Here is a 17,000-nt window from a genome sequence, read left to right as displayed (position 1 = left end):
CTCCCGCCGGAGGCTCCGACACCTCCACCTGCGAAAGGTCCGCAAAATGAGCACCCGCCTCGCAAAACTCGGCCGACTGATTAACCGGTCGAAACAGGTCACCTTTACTTTCAACGGCACCGCGATGCAGGGCTACGAAGGCGATACGCTTGCCTCGGCCCTTCTGGCCAATGATCAGATGATGATGGGCCGGTCGTTCAAATATCACCGTCCGCGTGGCGTCGTCGCCAGCGGGGCCGAGGAACCGAACGCTCTGGTCGGTCTCGGGCAGGGCAGCCGCTTCGAGCCGAACCAGCGTGCCACCACGACCGAGCTGTTCAACGGCCTGACCGCGATCTCGCAAAACCACTGGCCGAACCTGGAATTCGACATCGGTGCCGTCAACACTCACCTGTCGCGGTTCCTGCCGGCCGGCTTCTACTACAAGATGTTCATCCATCCCAAGCCGTTCTGGAAGCACGTCTACGAACCCTTCATCCGCCAGTCCGCCGGTCTGGGCAAAGCGCCGGACAAGGAAACCAAGGACGCGGACACCTATGAACACTTCTACGCCTTCACCGATGTTCTGGTGATTGGCGGCGGTGTGGCCGGTCTTCAGGCCGCCAAAGCAGCGGCGCAATCCGGTGCCAAGGTTCTGCTGATCGAGCAGACCGCACATTGGGGCGGTCGCGCTCCGGTTGATGGCGGAACTGTCAATGGCGAGCCTGTGGATAAGTTCGTGGAACAATTGGTTTCCGAACTCGAAACAATGGGCAACGTCACCATGCGGTCCCGTTGCATGGGCGCAGGGGTTTATGACCATGGGTACGTACTGGGTTACGAGCGTCTGAACGATCACAAACCGGGCACGCAAGGCCCACGTCATCGCTTGTGGCGGATCCGGGCCAAACAGATCGTGACTGCAACAGGCGCGATCGAGCGTCCGCTGTCCTTTGCCGGAAATGATGTGCCGGGTGTGATGCTGGCTTCGGCCATGCGCGACTATGTGATCAACTGGGGCGTGACCCCCGGCGAGCGTGTCATCGTCGCCACCAACAACGACGACGCTTATCGCACGGCGATCCTGATGAAACAGGCGGGTGTCGATGTCCTGCGCGTTGTCGATGCACGTACATCTGCCGGGCCGTTGGCCGAAGAGGCGCGTCAGCTTGGCATCCGTGTCGATCCGGGCAAGGCCATCGCCAAAGTCAAAGGCGGCAAACGTGTCAAGAAAGTTGCGATCTGCAATCAGGAAGGAATCGGGGGCGCTCGCGAAGAAGTTGAATGCGATGCGGTCGCCATGTCGGGGGGCTGGTCTCCGGTGGTTCACATGTGGTCGCATTGTGGGGGCAAGCTGATCTGGGATGAGGCGCAGGCCCATTTCAGTCCTGATCCGGCGCGCCCGCCTCTGGGTGCAAATGGTGAAGGTTTCGTTCTTGCCGCGGGTTCCTCGAACGGTCCGCTGGCGCTGGGCGAGGTGCTGTCCGATGCCCATGCCGCTGGCAAAGCGGCGGCCAAGGCGGCCGGGTTCAAACCGAAGAACACCAAGGCCCCGGCTGGGGAAGCTACCGGCGAAGCGGCGATGGAAGCTGTCTGGCTGATGCCTGCCAATGCCGAAATCCAACTGCGCATGAAATCCTGGCTCGACTTCCAGAATGACGTCAAAGTTTCCGACGTCCAGCTGGCTGCGCGTGAAGGGTACGAAAGCGTTGAACACACCAAGCGTTACACCACGCTTGGCATGGCGACGGATCAAGGTAAACTGAGCAACATCAACGGCTTGGCGATCCTGGCTGATGCGCTGGAATCCGAAATTCCGAAGGTCGGCACCACAACCTTCCGCCCGCCCTATACCCCCATTTCGATGGGTGCGATTGGCGGTGAAGCGCGTGGTGAAGTGTTCCAGCCGATCCGCCAAACACCGATGCGCAACTGGCACGACAAGAACGGCGCCGACTGGGAGCCGGTCGGCCACTGGCGCCGGACCTACGCCTACGTGCGTCCCGGAGAGTCCGTGCATGACGCGGTCAATCGCGAGGTCAAGAACACCCGCGAAAACCTTGGCCTGCTTGATGCATCGACGCTGGGCAAACTGATTGTCAAAGGCCCGGATGCCGGCAAGTTCCTCGACATGATGTACACCAACATGATGTCCACGCTGAAGGTCGGCAAATGCCGTTATGGCCTGATGTGCTCGGAAAACGGTTTCCTGATCGACGACGGCGTTGTTGCCCGCATCGACGAGGACACATGGCTGTGCCACACTACCACCGGCGGGGCCGAGCGTATCCATGGGCACATGGAAGAGTGGCTGCAGACCGAATGGTGGGACTGGAAAGTCTACGTGGCCAACGTGACCGAGCAATACGCGCAGGTCGCCGTGGTTGGCCCCAACGCCCGCAAGGTGCTTGAGAAGCTGGGCGGCATGGACGTCAGCAAAGACGCGCTGCCGTTCATGGAATGGCGTGATGGCAAGATCGGTGACTTCAACTGCCGCGCCTACCGCATTTCGTTCTCGGGTGAGCTGTCCTATGAAATCGCGGTTCCGGCCTCTCAGGGTCAGGCGTTCTGGGACGCGCTGATGGAGGCAGGTAAAGAGTTCGGCGTGATGCCTTACGGCACCGAATGTCTGCACATCCTGCGGGCCGAGAAAGGCTTTATCATGATCGGCGACGAGACCGACGGCACCGTGATCCCGCAAGATCTGGGGCTGCACTGGGCGCTGTCGAAAAAGAAAGAGGACTATCTGGGCAAACGCGCCCATTCGCGCAGCCACATGGCAGACCCTGAGCGCTGGAAACTGGTCGGGCTTGAGACTGTGGATGGATCGGTTCTGCCGGATGGTGCCTACGCAGTGGGCGAGGGCGTCAACGCCAACGGTCAGCGCAATATGATAGGACGCGTGACCTCGACCTATTACTCGGCCAACCTGGACAAGGGCATCGCCATGGGTCTGATCAAACACGGGCCCGACCGGATGGGTGAGATTGTCGAGTTCCCGGGTACGGATGACAAAGTCTACAAAGCCAAGATCGTGGATCCGATCTTCTACGACAAGGACGGGGAGAAGCAGAATGTCTGAACCCATCAGCGCACTGAATCACGCAAGCTTCGACGGCATTGCCAAAGTCGAGGAATGCGGCCTGCAGGGCATGATCACCCTGCGCGGCGACCTGTCCGACAAGGTGCTGGCCAAGGCAGTCAAAGACGCCACGGGCCAAAAGGTTCCTGGCCAGCGCGAGGCTTTGGTGAACGGCGATACCGGCGTTTGCTGGATGTCGACCGACGAATTGCTGGTGCTGGTGCCCTACGCCGAGGTCGAAGCCAAGCTGGCCGCGATGACCAATGCCCTGAGCGGCACACACGCCCTGGCCGTCAACGTCTCGGATGCCCGCGCAGTGTTCCGCATCTCGGGCGGCAGCGCACGCGAGGTACTGGGCAAGCTGGCTCCGGTCGAGTTCTCGGAAGAGGCATTCCAGCCCGGCCAGATCCGGCGCTCGCGTCTGGCACAGGTGGCAGGTGCGTTTTGGATGGATGACACCGAAACCTTCCGGGTGGTTTGTTTCCGGTCCGCTGCAGACTATGTGTTCAAACTGCTGAAAGTCGCGGCGCAGCCTGGCAGTGAAGTTGGGGTTTACTGACCTCTGCCTAAGTGCAGTTGAATCGAAAGCCCCGGGTCATCCGGGGCTTTTTTATTTGACCAACGCGCAGTTTCCGGTCCCGTAAGGTTTGTTTGATGCACTTACATTGCCAAAGCTACCGCGGACTTTAATTTTGTTTTTGGCTTGATCGAGGTTTGCCTGATACCGCATGCGCACCGCCTGCCCGTCTGAACTCGGCAATGTGACTTTCCAGCTCATCTGGTAATCGCTGTTTCTGCGGGTATTCAGATTTGCGTCCATCCAGTCGTGGTAGTTACTGACGACCTTCGCTTTGTTGGCTTCTGGATCAATGCGAAAGTAGTATTCCGGTGCGACCAACCTTCCCGACCCTTTGACCTTGCAATGATATGTCAAATCTTCAGCTGCTGCCGTCTGAGCGGCAAAAGCCGCAACAATAAATCCAAATAGTCGTTTCATTTCTAATATTATTTATCAATAAGTTAATGGCGTAAGGAAACAGGTTTAGCTCGGAGAAACAAGCAAAACCGCACGTAAAGTGAGCAGGTGGATTGTCGCATTCTACCCGTGCAGAACAATCGCGCGATAGCGTGTCAATTCTTCGGGTTTGAGCATTGTCTGAACGTCTGTCGGTTGCCCGCTTTCGTCACAAACATCGGAGTAAAAGGAAAGGCTTTCCAGCAGCTCGGATGTGCGGGTCAGGCGATCTTCGTCGGCCAACAGGGGGGAGTGGAGAGAGAGATACAGTGCAGGCCGTACCTTTTCCAACCATGACAACAGGGTTGGCATTACGAAGAACTCGGCCCCTTCGATATCCATTTTGACCAGTGACACGTCAGACAGATCATTCACCGCCTCGAACTGATCCCACGCAATGGTCAGTGCATCGCTGCCATGTGCGCCGTCATGAAGCAATGAACTGGTGGAATCACCGGGCTCTCCGCGCAGGGATGCCATGCGGGCCACACCGAACTCGTCTGACAGTGCCACACCAAAGGCTGAAACGTTATGAATGTCGTTCAGGTCCAGATTCCACGCCAGATGTCGGTATGCCGTCGGGTCCGGCTCGAAACACCAGACATGCCGCGCCTTGCGTGCGCCATAAAGGACGGTCGGGCCAATCCACGCACCGATGTCCAAATAATCGCTGCCCGGCGTCAGGTACTCATCAAGAACGGCGAAGGTCTCGGGTTCCCAGTCACCCGCAGACGCCTTGCGCCAGAATTTCGAATGATAGGGGTCAAGGCGAAACGGCTCGCCGTTCAGGTTGCCCGCATAGTATCCGCGGGCGCGGTAGAACATCTTGCGCGCCTGTGTCAGCATCGACTGCCTCCGGGTTTTCTTGTCTCGGCTCTTGACCTGCGGCGGCTGCCAAAGCATTTAACCTTGGGAACCGCAACTTACATTTTAACAGGGGGCCGACATGGCTTTTGAACTTCCTGATCTTCCTTATGCACATGACGCGCTGGCAGCCAAGGGTATGTCCGCGGAAACACTGGAATATCACCACGATCTGCACCACAAGGCCTATGTCGACAACGGCAACAAGCTGATCGCCGGGACAGAGTGGGACGGAAAGTCGCTGGAAGAGATCATCGTTGGCACTTACGACGCAAACGCAGTCGCACAGAACGGTATCTTCAACAACATCAGCCAGCTGTGGAACCACAACCAGTTCTGGGAAATGATGGGCCCCGGCGGCAATGCCATACCCGGCGAACTGGAGAAGGCGCTGACCGAAAGCTTTGGCTCGGTTGACGAATTCAAGTCGCAGTTCAGCGCCGCTGGAGCAGGTCAGTTCGGTTCGGGCTGGGCGTGGCTGGTCAAGAACGCGGACGGTTCGCTGGCCGTGACCAAGACCGAAAACGGCGTGAACCCGCTGTGCTTCGGTCAGACCGCGCTGCTGGGCTGCGATGTGTGGGAGCACTCGTACTACATTGATTTCCGCAACAAGCGCCCGGCTTACCTTTCGAACTTCCTCGACAATCTGGTGAACTGGGAAAACGTTGCATCGCGGATGTAATCATTGACCCGACGAGGGTTCATACGGGGTCTGCTGGCGGTAACGCTGGCAGGCCTTTTTACTGCGGCTTATGGCTTTTTTTTCGAGCCGGCCCTGCGGCTGCGCGTACGTAAATGGCGCCTGAAACGAACCGACTGGACTGCGCCCCCGGTTCGTATTGCGGTTCTGGCTGATCTGCATGTCGGAGAGCCGATGATCGGGCTTGACCGCATTCGCCAGATCGTGCGGCGCACCAATGCACTGGCGCCGGATCTTATATTGCTGCTTGGGGATTACTCGGCAGACCTGAAAATCTTCATGCAACCGGTCAGGCCGGACGATCTGGCCGACGTTCTTTCTGATCTTGATGCGCCGCACGGGGTTTTTTCGGTGTTGGGCAACCACGACTGGTGGGATGACCGGCAGGCTCAGCAGCGGGGTGGTGGGCCGAATATCTACGCCGAGGCGCTGGGACGCAAAGGCATCACGGTTCTGTCGAACACCGCGATCAAGCTGGAATCGTTGGGGTTCTGGCTGGCCGGGCTTGAGGATCAGTGGGCTATCCGGCGCAAGGGCGGCGGGTATCAGGGGCTGGATGATCTGCCGGGCACCTTGAGCCAAGTAACGGACGATGCGCCGGTCGTGATGATGGCGCACGAACCGGATATTTTTCCAAAAGTACCAAAGGAAGTTGCACTGACACTATCCGGGCATACTCATGGCGGACAGGTGCGCCTGTTTGGCTGGTCGCCCGTGGTGCCATCCCGCTATGGCAATCGGTACGCCTATGGGCACGTGCAGGAAAACGGGCGGGATCTGGTGGTTTCAGGCGGTATTGGCTGTTCGATCCTGCCCGTGCGGCTGGGGGTCACGCCTGAGATTACAGTGATCGAAATGTCGGCCTGATCCTTTTCTTAGCGCTGGTGAAAACCTGCCGATACGTCGACTTTTGCCTTCGCCGGGATTGTATCGCGCCCCGCAGACCCTACGTAAAGTAGGCGGCAGGAGTGAGCTGCAAATCAAATAGACAAGCGACAGTAAGCGCGCCAATCCAGTGTTGGCACGCTACAAAAGACTTGTGCCCAAAGGGCGGGGGGCGACCTCAACGGCCGATACAGGAGATCACTATGGTCGCAATTGAACAGGGAACATGGGTTATCATCGCAGACGGGGAAAAGGCGCTGGTGATGGAGAACATCACAGACGCCGAAGATCCCAATCTTGTCGTCGTCTCGGTTGAAGAGCAGGACACAGCGGACAACAAACCCAAGGACAGGGCAGGACGCCGGTTCGATTCCGGGCCGAACCAGAAGTCGGCCATGGAAGAGACGAACTGGAAAGCCCACGCCAAATCCTTGTTCGTTCAGGATGTGGCGGATTTGCTGAATCGAAAGGGGCTGAAAGGTGCGTTCAAGCGGCTTGTTCTTGTCGCCAGCCCTCATGTTCTGGGCCTGTTGCGCCGGCGGCTTCACAGCGAGGTGCTGGCCAAAGTGGTCGCCGAGGTCGACAAGACCCTGACCAACCACCCGCTGCACAAGGTCGAACAGGTCTTGCGTCAGCGATTGGCAAAGCCTGCGGTTGCTTGACTATTTTTTCCCCGGGAGGCCAAAGGGTCCCCGGGGTTCCGAACATCCTGAGTTACGTCAGAAGCGAACGCAAGGCCTCAATGGCCCCTGTTGGGGAGTCCACCCAGGTCAGAAACTCGCCTAGCGATGGATCGGCAAATTCCTGATCGATAACCTGCGCGACCAGTTCGCGCAGCTTGTCCCAATATCCATCAACATTCAGGATCAGGATGGGTTTGTCGTGCAGGCCTAGCTGCCGCCATGTCAGGGCTTCGAACAGTTCGTCCAGCGACCCGGGGCCACCCGGCAGAACGACAACCGCGTCTGCATTCATGATCATGACCTTCTTGCGCTCGTGCATGGTCTCGGTGATCACGAAATGGGTCAGGTCGGTCTTGCCGACCTCGCGCCGGACCAGATGCACCGGGATGACACCGAAAGTTTCCCCTCCGGCGGACTGCGCCGCGCGCGCGACCTTGCCCATCAGCCCGACATCTCCGGCACCATAAACCAGACGCCAGCCTTCATTTGCCAGCAATGTGCCGAACGCTTCGGCGGCTGCGGCATAGGCGGGATTTGTGCCATTGCGTGACCCGCAATACACACAGACTGATTTCTGAGACATCAGATGGGTTCTCCGGGCTTGTGTCTGAGGTTTTGACCCCTGATAGCGGGATTGATAGGTTGCCTCAACCGTCAGGCAGAATGTGTGAAAGTCAAAGCATTTGCGCTGCGGAGTGAAAGGAAAAGAATGGACGCCAAGTCGGGAAGCGGAAGCTCTGGAAACTTCCTCTGGGGATTGATCGCTGGAATTGCAGCTCTGATCGGAGCGGGAGGTTTGTATCTGTCCGGCATTTTTGGCGATGAACAGGACACTCCGGTGCCTCAGCAGACCGAACTCGCTGCCGAAGCGCCACAGGAAGATGTCACCACCGAAGCAGAAGAAACCGCTGAAAAGTCTGTGCAGCCTGCGGAAACGGCGGAGCCTGAGCAGTCTGTAGATCAGGCCGGGCAAGGCGATAGCCAACCGGAACCAGCGGGCGAGGAAAAGGCTGATACCGGGGAGGCAGTTGAACCTGCGCCCACGCCGGTCATCGCGCCTGCTCTGGATCAGGTTTTTATCGAAACGGACGGGAACGCCCTGTTGTCCGGCACCGCCGCACCGGGTTCCGAAATCCGCGTGTTGCTGGATGGTGAGCCTGTGCACAGCTTCACGGTCGATGCCAGCGGGCAATTTGCCGAGTTTCTGGTGATCCCGTTCTCCGATATCGCAAGGGGCTTGGTGCTGGAGACATCCGACGGAGCCACGGCGTCGCGTTCGGATGATTACCTGATAGCGGCGCTGCCCGCGCCCGAGCCGCAACAGACCGAGGTGGCTTCGGCCGAACCGTCAGAGGATGCCGGAGCGCAAACGGTTGAGCCCGGTGCATCCGAAGTGGAAGTCACGGAACCCGAACCGACCGAGACCGCAGCAGCGGAAGACACGGGAACAGACCAACAGCCTTTGACTTCGCAAGAGGAGCAGACGGCAGAGGCATCTTCTGAGGATCAGCCCCAGCCCGAATCCGAAACAGCAGATACTGAAACCGCCGAAACCGATACCGCAGAAACTGAACAGGCAGAAACTGAACCCACAGTATCTGAACCGGCAGCCGAGGCTTCTCAGGATCAGCAGGTCGCCGTATTGCGGTCTGGTGAAGAAGGTGTCGAACTGGTGCAGCCTCCGGCGACGCAAACTCAGCAGCCGGATCAGATTGCTTTGGATACGATTGGCTATTCGGAAACCGGCGAAGTCGAGCTGACAGGGCGTGCGCAGGGCGGATCGGCTGTGCGCCTTTATCTGGACAACCGCCTTGTCGGCGATCTTCCGTCCGCGGAAGACGGAAAATGGCGGGGCGAGATCGAGGGTATCGACCCAGGTATCTATACATTGCGGGTGGATGAAGTGGCCCCCGACGGAACTGTCGTCAGTCGGCTGGAAACCCCATTCAAGCGAGAACCAATCGAGACGCTGCAGGCCGCTGATCAGTTGGATGAAGCGGATGCCGAGAGCCAAACCGCCGCAATCCGGTCAGTCACGGTTCAGAAAGGCGACACACTCTGGGCGATTTCGCGGGAACGTTTTGGTGACGGTATTCTCTACGTCAAACTTTTCGAGGCCAACCGCGACTCGATCCGCGATCCGGACCTGATTTATCCGGGTCAAATCTTTACCATCCCCGAATGAACACCCGGCTCTGGCCCTTTTGGGGGCGGGGGCCTATTTCTGATCTCAGGACAGACACGTGAAGCGACGGACAGCCCCAATGCAATCTGATAACGGGTCAGAACCTGACGAACGGCGCTCTGGCTGGCGCACGATCCGAAAGGTTTCACCTTACCTGTGGCCCGATGATGAGCCATGGGTTAAGCGCCGCGTTGTTCTGGCGCTGACGATGCTGGTCGTGGCCAAGCTGATCGCGGTATATACGCCGATTCTGTACAAGGGCGCGGTCGATGCGTTGGCGGGCGAAGGTGTGCCGCCCATAGCGCTTGGTGCTGTCGGGCTGACAGTGGCCTATGGCGTCGCGCGGATGATGACCGTTGGCTTCCAGCAATTGCGCGATGCGGCTTTTGCGCCGGTTGGACAGCGTGCTTTGCGTGCGCTTGCGCTGGAAACCTTCCAGCACATCCACCAATTGTCCATGCGCTATCACGTGACACGCCGAACAGGCGGTCTGAGCCGGATTATCGAGCGGGGCGTCAAAGGGGTAGAGTTCCTGCTGCGGTTCCTGTTGTTTTCGATTGGGCCGCTGATCCTGGAACTGCTGCTGGTTGCGATCATCCTGATGTGGCTGTTCGACGTGTGGTACCTGGTTGTCGTCGCCGTCACCATCACACTGTACATATGGTTCACGTTCGCGGTGACGGAATGGCGGGTCAAGCTGCGCCGCGAGATGAATGATCAGGACACCGAAGCCAATCAGCGCGCGATCGACAGCCTGCTGAACTTCGAGACCGTCAAGTATTTCAATGCGGAGATGCGCGAAGCCGAACGGTATGACGTTTCGATGAAGGCTTATGCAAAGGCCGCCCTCAAGACCGCTTATTCGCTGGCCTTTCTGAATTTTGGACAGTCCTTCCTGATCACGTGCGGGCTGATCGGTGTCATGGTTCTTGCGGCCATCGGCGTGCAGAACGGAGGCCTGACGGTGGGCGATTTCGTGATGGTGAACGCCTACATGATCCAGATCACCGTACCGCTGAATTTCCTGGGCACGGTCTATCGCGAAATCCGCCAGTCTCTGGTGGATATGGGGCAGATGTTCGATCTGCTCGAACAGCCCGCTGAAGTAACCGACAAGCCTTGTGCACCCAATCTGAAGGTGAATGGCGGCCAGGTAACGCTCGAGGATGTGCGATTCGGGTATGAGGCCGACCGGGAAATCCTCAAAGGGGTATCCCTGACCGTACCGGCAGGGCAGACCGTTGCCATCGTCGGGGCGACTGGGTCCGGCAAGTCGACTATCGGGCGGCTTTTGTTCCGGTTCTACGATGTCACCGGTGGCGCGCTGAAAATCGACGGACAGGATGTCCGCGATGTCAGTCAGACCAGTCTGCACGCGGCCATCGGTGTCGTGCCGCAAGACACCGTGCTGTTCAATGACACGATCCGCTACAATATTGCTTATGGCCGCGAAGGAGCCAGCCAGCCCGACGTGGAAGAGGCCGCGAAAGCTGCTCAGATACACGACTTCATCGCCAGCCTGCCTGACGGCTATGACACAAAGGTTGGCGAGCGGGGGCTGAAACTCTCAGGCGGTGAGAAGCAGCGCGTTGGTATCGCGCGCACCTTGCTGAAGAATCCGCCGATCCTGCTGTTGGATGAGGCGACCTCGGCGCTGGATACCGACACCGAACAGGACATCAAGGACGCACTGGCGCGGGCGGGAGAGGGGCGCACTGTGCTGACCATTGCCCACCGACTGAGCACGATTGCCGAAGCGGATCGCATCGTTGTGCTGGAACGGGGCGAGATCCTGGAACAGGGCACGCATGACGAGTTGCTCTCTCGAGCCGGGCGCTATGCGCAGCTATGGAACCGGCAGCAATCGGACACGCAGGCTGCCTGACGCGCGTTGTGTCCGGCAGGATGATTTTGTGATAAAACAAGCCTGTTGATACAGGAGATTTCCGATGCGTCGATTTGTTCGAAAAGGCACAATTGCGGGCATACTTGCCGTGGCTATCAACCTTCCCACACTGGCCGCAGCTGATCCGATAGAAGGCGTCTGGAAGACCGAGCCGGATCGAAAGGACTTGATCTCGCACATCAAGATTACGGCGTGTGGCGACAAGTTTTGCGGTCAGATTTTGTCGGCCTATGACAAATCCGGAAAAGAGGTGCAGACGCCCAATATCGGGAAGAAACTGTTCTGGGATGTGTCCAGCGAAGGTTCGGGCACATATGGCGGCGGAGAGTTCTGGGTGCCACTACTGGATGTCGAGGCGGTGCCTCAGATGACGTTGCAGGGCGACACGCTCAAGGTCAAAGGATGTGAACATCACCTTTGTGGCCATCAGACCTGGACACGATTGCAGAATTGAAAAGGGCCGGTGTTGGCCGGCCCATGATCTTTATTCTGCTGCTTTCAGAGGCGGATTAGGTGGCTGATCCGACGCCTGGTCCGGTTTGACCACGGACAGAGCGTCTGTGACGTCATCGTCCTCCCAGATAACCTCGGTCGCCTGCGCTTTTCGCGCCGCCCGTCCAATGGCCATATCCTGCGCCAGCCGGCTGGCGTGGCCTGCCGAGGCGCGGGCCAGTGCCTTGCCCAGCCAGATTGTGTAGGTCGCCACCCAGACTCGCAGCGCCAACAGCGATGGTGTCACGATCAGTGTCAGTACGGTCGCGATACCCAGGCCAAAGACAACCGCAGTGGCAAGCTGTTTCCACCACAGGGCGGTGGGGCTGTCGATGGAATAACCGCCGTTGATGAAGTCCAGCGACAGACCGAACATCATCGGTGTCAGACCCGCCATCGTGGTCAAAGTGGTCAGCAGAACCGGACGAATGCGCGCCTCGGCGGTGCGGACGATGGCCTCGATCCGGGGCATGTAGCGGCTGTATTCCTGATAAGTGTCGATCAGAACGATGTTGTTGTTCACCACGATCCCGGCCAGCGCCACGATGCCCGTCCCGGTCATGATGATCGAGAACGGCTGTTGCATGATCATCATTCCGATCAGCACCCCGGTTGTGGATAGAACAACCGCCAGCAGCACCAGCACCGAGTTGTAGAACGAGTTGAACTGCGCCAGCAGGATCACGAACATCAAACCCAGTGCACCCATGAACGCATTCACGAGGAAGGCACCGGATTCTTCCTGTTCCTCCTGGTCGCCGGTCCATTCCCAGCTGACTGCTTTCGAAAAAGGTCCAGTGTCCAACCACTCTGTCAGGACGGCAATCCGTTCATTGGGGTTGATCAGCGAGAACTGCGCGTCGCCATCCTCGATCGCAGACCGGATATCCGCGGCGCTCTGGTTGCTGGTCAGCTCGACAATCTCATACGCCTCACCATCGGGGCTGGTCAGGGTCGCGCCCTTAGGCTCCGCGCCTTCCGCAACCGCCCGGACAACGGCCAGCCTTTGTTCAATGCCGTCCGCGTCGGTGATAACGACCTTGCTCAGCCCGGGCTCTACATCCGCTTTGATGTCGTAATACCGTTCCTGATTGATGCGGTTGATCTCGGCCAGTTTTTCAACCGGCTTGCGGGTTACGAAATTCGACAGTGGCACCAGACCATCCGAAGTGCGGACTTTCAGCGAATCCAGCGTCGAAAGAACGCGGTCTTCTTCGGGCAGACGCACACGAATCTCGACTTCTTCGTCGGTATTGTCCGGGCGCATCTCACCCAGCAGGATACCGCGTGTGACCAGCTGCACCATCGCGCCCACGGTCGCCACATCGGCCCCGAACCGACCCGCCTTGGCCACGTCCACGTCGATCTGCCAGTCAATGCCGGGCAGGGGCAGGGTGTCCTCAATCCGGACCAGACCGGGGGTGGTGTCGAACGCCTCACGCGCCGACAGTGTTGCTGAGGTCAACTCCTCCCAATTGTTGCCCTTGATGCGCAGATGCACCGGTTTGGCCGAGGCCGGACCCTGATCCAGCGGCTGAAGCTCGACGATGATTCCGGGCAGTTCGGCCAGACTTGCGGTCAGTTCCTCAAGCACCCTATCACCGTCGTATTTGGGATCGATGAAATGACGGTCAAACAGCCCGCCAAGGATCGGCTCTGACACGTTCGGGCGGTCTTCCCACGGGATGATTTCGAATTGCACGCGGCCAACGGTGTCGCCGGGGGCCTGCGCGCCACCGGTGTTCTGGTTCAGCCCGCCTTCACCGGCAAAGGCGAAGACGTTGATAACAGCCGGGTGCGCGCTGATGGTCTGTTCAGCGGCCAGAACAATTGCGTCTTTTTCCGCCAGAGACAGGTTGCCACGGGCGCGGACATACGCGGTGGCCTGTTCGGGCTCAGTCTCGACAAAAAACTCGACGCCGCGGTTGTTGTTCGAAAAGGCAGTCATCACCGACACAACGGCAAATCCGATCACCGCGATCGAGATGATCGGCATGATCGGATTTCCGACGAGGAATTTCACCACGTAACCAAAGGCCGTGTGTTCCTTGGCCGTATGCACATGGTCGTCTTCGCGGCGTTCGATCTTTGCCGCGCTCAGCGTAACCGACCCCGCAAAAGCGCCCGTCAGAAACAGGAACGCGCCGAACAAACTGCCTGCGGTGCCGCCGATTGGAAGCAGATAGGTCGGGTTCAGAACCTGCATCGCACCCAGGAAAATCAGGTAGAGCGATGGCGGCACCAATACGGCGCGTACCCACCAGCGGGTTCGCGCGCGCAGCCAGTTCGACGTGCGGTCAAAAGTCCGGCTCAACCGGCCCGAAACACCGCCCATCACGGGCAGATAGATCAGCGCCACAATCAGAGAGGATGAAAGAACGAAGATCAGCGTGATCGGCAGCATCTTCATGAACTCGCCCGGAACGCCGGGCCAGAACAGCATGGGCAGAAACGCACAAAGCGTGGTCGCCGTCGATGACACGATGGGCCAAAACATCCGCTGTGCCGCCTCGACATAGGCGTGCATCGGGCCAACGCCTTCCTTGATGCGCTTGTCAGCGTATTCGACCACCACGATGGCCCCGTCGACCAGCATCCCGACCGCAAGGATCAGGCCGAACATAACCATGTTCGAAATGCTGACGCCCATCATGGCCAGGAAGGCGAAGCACAGCAGGAACGAGGTCGGAATCGCAAAACCCACCAGCAGCGCCGCACGGGTGCCCAGCGACGCCAGCACAACGATCATCACCAGCGCAACGGCCGTCAGGACGGATCCTTCGAGCTGACTGACCATCGAGCCGACGATACGGCTCTGGTCATTCGACGTGCCCACATCGACCGCAGCCGCCAGTTCCGGTGGCCAGATCTTCTGAGCCTCGGCAACGACCTTTTTGACCTCGTTGACTGTGTCGATGACGTTAAAGCCTTTGCGCTTGACCACCTGCAAGGCAACGGTGGCCTCACCATCGAACCGGGCAGTGCCTTCACGGTCTTCAAAGGTGTAATTTATCTGCGCCAGTTCGCCCAGCGTGACAACGCGGTCGCCATTGACCTTGACCGGCAGCCCGTAAACATCCTGCGCCGTCTTGAAGGACGAAGGGATTTTGACCGAGAATGTGCCTTGCGCCGTCTCGACCTCACCAGCAGCGATCAGCTGGTTGTTGTTCTGCACAACGTTGATCAGTTCTGCGGCGGTGACGTTGTAAGCCTCAAGCCGCAATGGGTCGATCACCACTTCAAGCAGTTCGTCCCGATTGCCGGCAATCCCGGCTTCCAGAACGGAATCCAGCGCTTCAAGATCATCCTGCAGGTCTTTGGCAACACGGGCCATTGTGCGTTCGGGAACCGCGCCGGTCAGGTTGACGATGACGATCGGAAATTCGGAGAAGTTGATCTCGTTCAACGAATATTGCTCGGCACCGTCGGGGAAATCAGCCTGTGCGCTGTTCATCGCGTCGCGGACATCGGCGGTGATCGCGGTCTTGTCCCAGCCGAAGTCGAATTCAAGTGCAATCCCGGCATAGCCTTCTGCGGCGGTGGCGGTCATTTCCTTCAGACCGTCCAGATCCGCCAGTTCGGTTTCCATGGGCTTGATGAGCAGGTTCTCGGAATCCTCGGCCGAAATGCCGGGGAACGAAACCGAGACGAACAGAGCCGGAATTTCGATATCCGGCTCGCCTTCTTTTGGCAGGCTGACATAAGCAAACCCGCCGACCATCAACGAGATCGCGATGAAGGCCAGGACCATTCGGGCTCTGTCGGCGGCCCAACTGACAATACCCGTCATTGCGACAATTCCCGGTAGGTCGGCGCGACACTGACGCCTTTGGTCACGAATTCCTGCCCAACGACAATGATATCCACCGTTTCAGGCAATCCGTCGATCCAGACACCGCTTGCGGTGTCACGCAGCAGATGAACAGGCATGAAGTCGACTACATTGCCCGCTGCAATTGTGCGAACCCCCAATTGGCCTTCATTGTTCAGCGTCAATGCGGATTGCGGCAGCAGGTGCGCCTTGGCGCCTTCGGCTGCGATGCGAATGTCAGCGGTCTGGCCATCGCGGATGGCCAGTTCCGAGTTCGGAACGGTGATCTCAACCTCGAAGGTCCGGGTGGTTTCATCGGCGGAACGGCTGAGGAATGTCACACGGCCCGTAACCTCAAGACCGGTCACCAGTTTGGCCGAAGCCTCGGACCCCACAATGATCCGGTTCACTTCGGTCTCGGGAACAAAACCCACTAGTTTGATCGGATCCAGCTGGATGACGGTTGCGCACAGCGATCCCGGCTGCATCAGGCTGCCCAATTCCGCTGTGTCGCTTTCCAGCAGGCCACGGAACGGCGCTTCGATGGTAAGGCGGTCAATCTCGCGCTGGGCCGCTTTCACCTCGGCCGCGGCAGCTTCGATTCCGGCGCGAGTGGCCTCCAGACCCGCTTCGGCCGATTTCACACCTGCTTCAGCGGTGCTCATGGCCGCTTCGCTGGAAATCCGGCGTGTTTCCGACCCAAAACCCGTTTCAGACAGCTTACGCGCCGCTTTCAGGTTGATCTCGGCCTCGGCCACGCGCGCATGTGCTTCTGCAAGCCGGGCTTCGGCTTCGGGGATGCGGCTTTCGGCCTCAAGCTTGCCCGCCATCGCTTCGGCCAGGCTGGCCGGGCGGGTGCCAGGGTCGAGTTCGCACAAAAGATCTCCGGCCTCGACAAAAGTGCCCTTGCGCTTGGGTTCTGACACAACGGTCGATATCGTTTCGGCCAGCACTTCGACCTGACGGTTCGCCTTGGTCTGGCCACGCAAAAGCACTGCGCTGTCGATCTCGCGCGCCGATGACCGCAAGGCTACGACCTTGATTGCATCCGGATTTTGGGCAGCTTCCGCGCTCTCACCACCTTCAGCGGCTTGTGCTTCCGTTACGTCATCTTTTCCAGCAAAGGCGAACAGCGCGTCCCTTTCGAACACTAAAAAGTATAATGCAACAATTACCAAAAGCGCGTTTGCGAATGAAATCAATCGCATGCAGAAATTCTCCTAGGATTCATTGCCAGATTTTCACTGGCGCTTATGCCTCAAAATGGGGTCCGGCATAGGCCATTTCCATACTGAACTGAATAGTTCGGTTTAGTTTTTTTCGCAAGGGCGCACTAAGCCGGTGAAAATGTGCGAAATCGGACCCTTGGCTTGGACGTGGTGCCGGGGTATGACATGG

General features: G+C 58.7%; 13 protein-coding genes. 8 read left to right on the top strand and 5 right to left on the bottom strand.

Annotated features, from left to right (window positions below; genetic code table 11):
* Positions 1–46: 46 nt before the first annotated feature.
* Both ACR0J8_RS00485 and ACR0J8_RS00480 read left to right on the top strand, forming a co-directional pair.
* Positions 47–3,061 (top strand): sarcosine oxidase subunit alpha family protein, encoded by a 3,015-nt coding sequence (locus ACR0J8_RS00485; protein ID WP_480522571.1) that lies wholly within the window; start codon positions 47–49, stop codon positions 3,059–3,061.
* On the top strand, positions 3,054–3,620 hold the full coding sequence (locus tag ACR0J8_RS00480; protein WP_170610149.1) for a sarcosine oxidase subunit gamma: 567 nt from the start codon (positions 3,054–3,056) through the stop codon (positions 3,618–3,620). The genes ACR0J8_RS00485 and ACR0J8_RS00480 overlap by 8 nt, the downstream gene beginning before the upstream one ends.
* 51 nt (positions 3,621–3,671) lie before the next feature.
* Here ACR0J8_RS00480 and ACR0J8_RS00475 read toward each other — a convergent pair whose 3' ends face one another.
* Both ACR0J8_RS00475 and ACR0J8_RS00470 read right to left on the bottom strand, forming a co-directional pair.
* Positions 3,672–4,058, bottom strand: coding sequence for a hypothetical protein (locus ACR0J8_RS00475; protein WP_480522570.1), 387 nt, complete (start codon positions 4,056–4,058; stop codon positions 3,672–3,674).
* Between the two features lie 102 nt (positions 4,059–4,160).
* A complete protein-coding gene (locus tag ACR0J8_RS00470) occupies positions 4,161–4,922 on the bottom strand; it encodes an FkbM family methyltransferase (RefSeq protein ID WP_480522569.1) in 762 nt (253 codons plus the stop codon).
* A 100-nt stretch (positions 4,923–5,022) separates the two neighbouring features.
* Here ACR0J8_RS00470 and ACR0J8_RS00465 point away from each other — a divergent pair, with 100 nt between their 5' ends.
* From ACR0J8_RS00465 to ACR0J8_RS00455, 3 genes are all read left to right on the top strand, one after another.
* Positions 5,023–5,622 (top strand): superoxide dismutase, encoded by a 600-nt coding sequence (locus ACR0J8_RS00465; protein ID WP_480522568.1) that lies wholly within the window; start codon positions 5,023–5,025, stop codon positions 5,620–5,622.
* A 3-nt stretch (positions 5,623–5,625) separates the two neighbouring features.
* A complete protein-coding gene (locus tag ACR0J8_RS00460; RefSeq protein ID WP_480522567.1) occupies positions 5,626–6,507 on the top strand; it encodes a metallophosphoesterase in 882 nt (293 codons plus the stop codon).
* 221 nt (positions 6,508–6,728) lie between these two features.
* On the top strand, positions 6,729–7,187 hold the full coding sequence (locus ACR0J8_RS00455) for a baeRF12 domain-containing protein (RefSeq protein ID WP_170676343.1): 459 nt from the start codon (positions 6,729–6,731) through the stop codon (positions 7,185–7,187).
* A 52-nt stretch (positions 7,188–7,239) separates the two neighbouring features.
* On the opposite strand, the gene ACR0J8_RS00450 is transcribed toward ACR0J8_RS00455, so the two are convergent.
* A complete protein-coding gene (locus tag ACR0J8_RS00450; protein ID WP_480522566.1) occupies positions 7,240–7,791 on the bottom strand; it encodes an LOG family protein in 552 nt (183 codons plus the stop codon).
* Between the two features lie 126 nt (positions 7,792–7,917).
* Here ACR0J8_RS00450 and ACR0J8_RS00445 point away from each other — a divergent pair, with 126 nt between their 5' ends.
* The 3 genes from ACR0J8_RS00445 to ACR0J8_RS00435 all read left to right on the top strand — a co-directional run bounded on the left by ACR0J8_RS00445 (position 7,918) and on the right by ACR0J8_RS00435 (position 11,753).
* Complete coding sequence (locus ACR0J8_RS00445) at positions 7,918–9,393, top strand: LysM peptidoglycan-binding domain-containing protein (RefSeq protein WP_480888667.1); 1,476 nt, start codon at positions 7,918–7,920, stop codon at positions 9,391–9,393.
* 79 nt (positions 9,394–9,472) lie between these two features.
* On the top strand, positions 9,473–11,278 hold the full coding sequence (locus tag ACR0J8_RS00440) for an ABCB family ABC transporter ATP-binding protein/permease (protein WP_480522564.1): 1,806 nt from the start codon (positions 9,473–9,475) through the stop codon (positions 11,276–11,278).
* Positions 11,279–11,342: 64 nt separating this feature from the next.
* Positions 11,343–11,753 carry a DUF2147 domain-containing protein gene (locus tag ACR0J8_RS00435; protein WP_480522563.1) on the top strand — a complete coding sequence of 137 codons (411 nt, stop codon included), beginning with the start codon at positions 11,343–11,345 and terminating at the stop codon, positions 11,751–11,753.
* A 30-nt stretch (positions 11,754–11,783) separates the two neighbouring features.
* Here the strand turns inward: ACR0J8_RS00435 and ACR0J8_RS00430 are convergent, their stop codons facing one another.
* The gene (locus ACR0J8_RS00430) at positions 11,784–15,581 is read right to left on the bottom strand and encodes an efflux RND transporter permease subunit (protein ID WP_480888666.1); all 3,798 of its coding nucleotides are present in this window, start codon (positions 15,579–15,581) and stop codon (positions 11,784–11,786) included.
* Complete coding sequence (locus ACR0J8_RS00425; protein WP_480522560.1) at positions 15,578–16,810, bottom strand: efflux RND transporter periplasmic adaptor subunit; 1,233 nt, start codon at positions 16,808–16,810, stop codon at positions 15,578–15,580. Before ACR0J8_RS00425 ends, ACR0J8_RS00430 begins: the two co-directional genes overlap by 4 nt.
* Positions 16,811–17,000: the final 190 nt, after the last annotated feature.

It is taken from the genome of Ruegeria sp. N11 (assembly GCF_056531525.1).
This window is presented reverse-complemented; position numbering and strand designations above follow the sequence as displayed.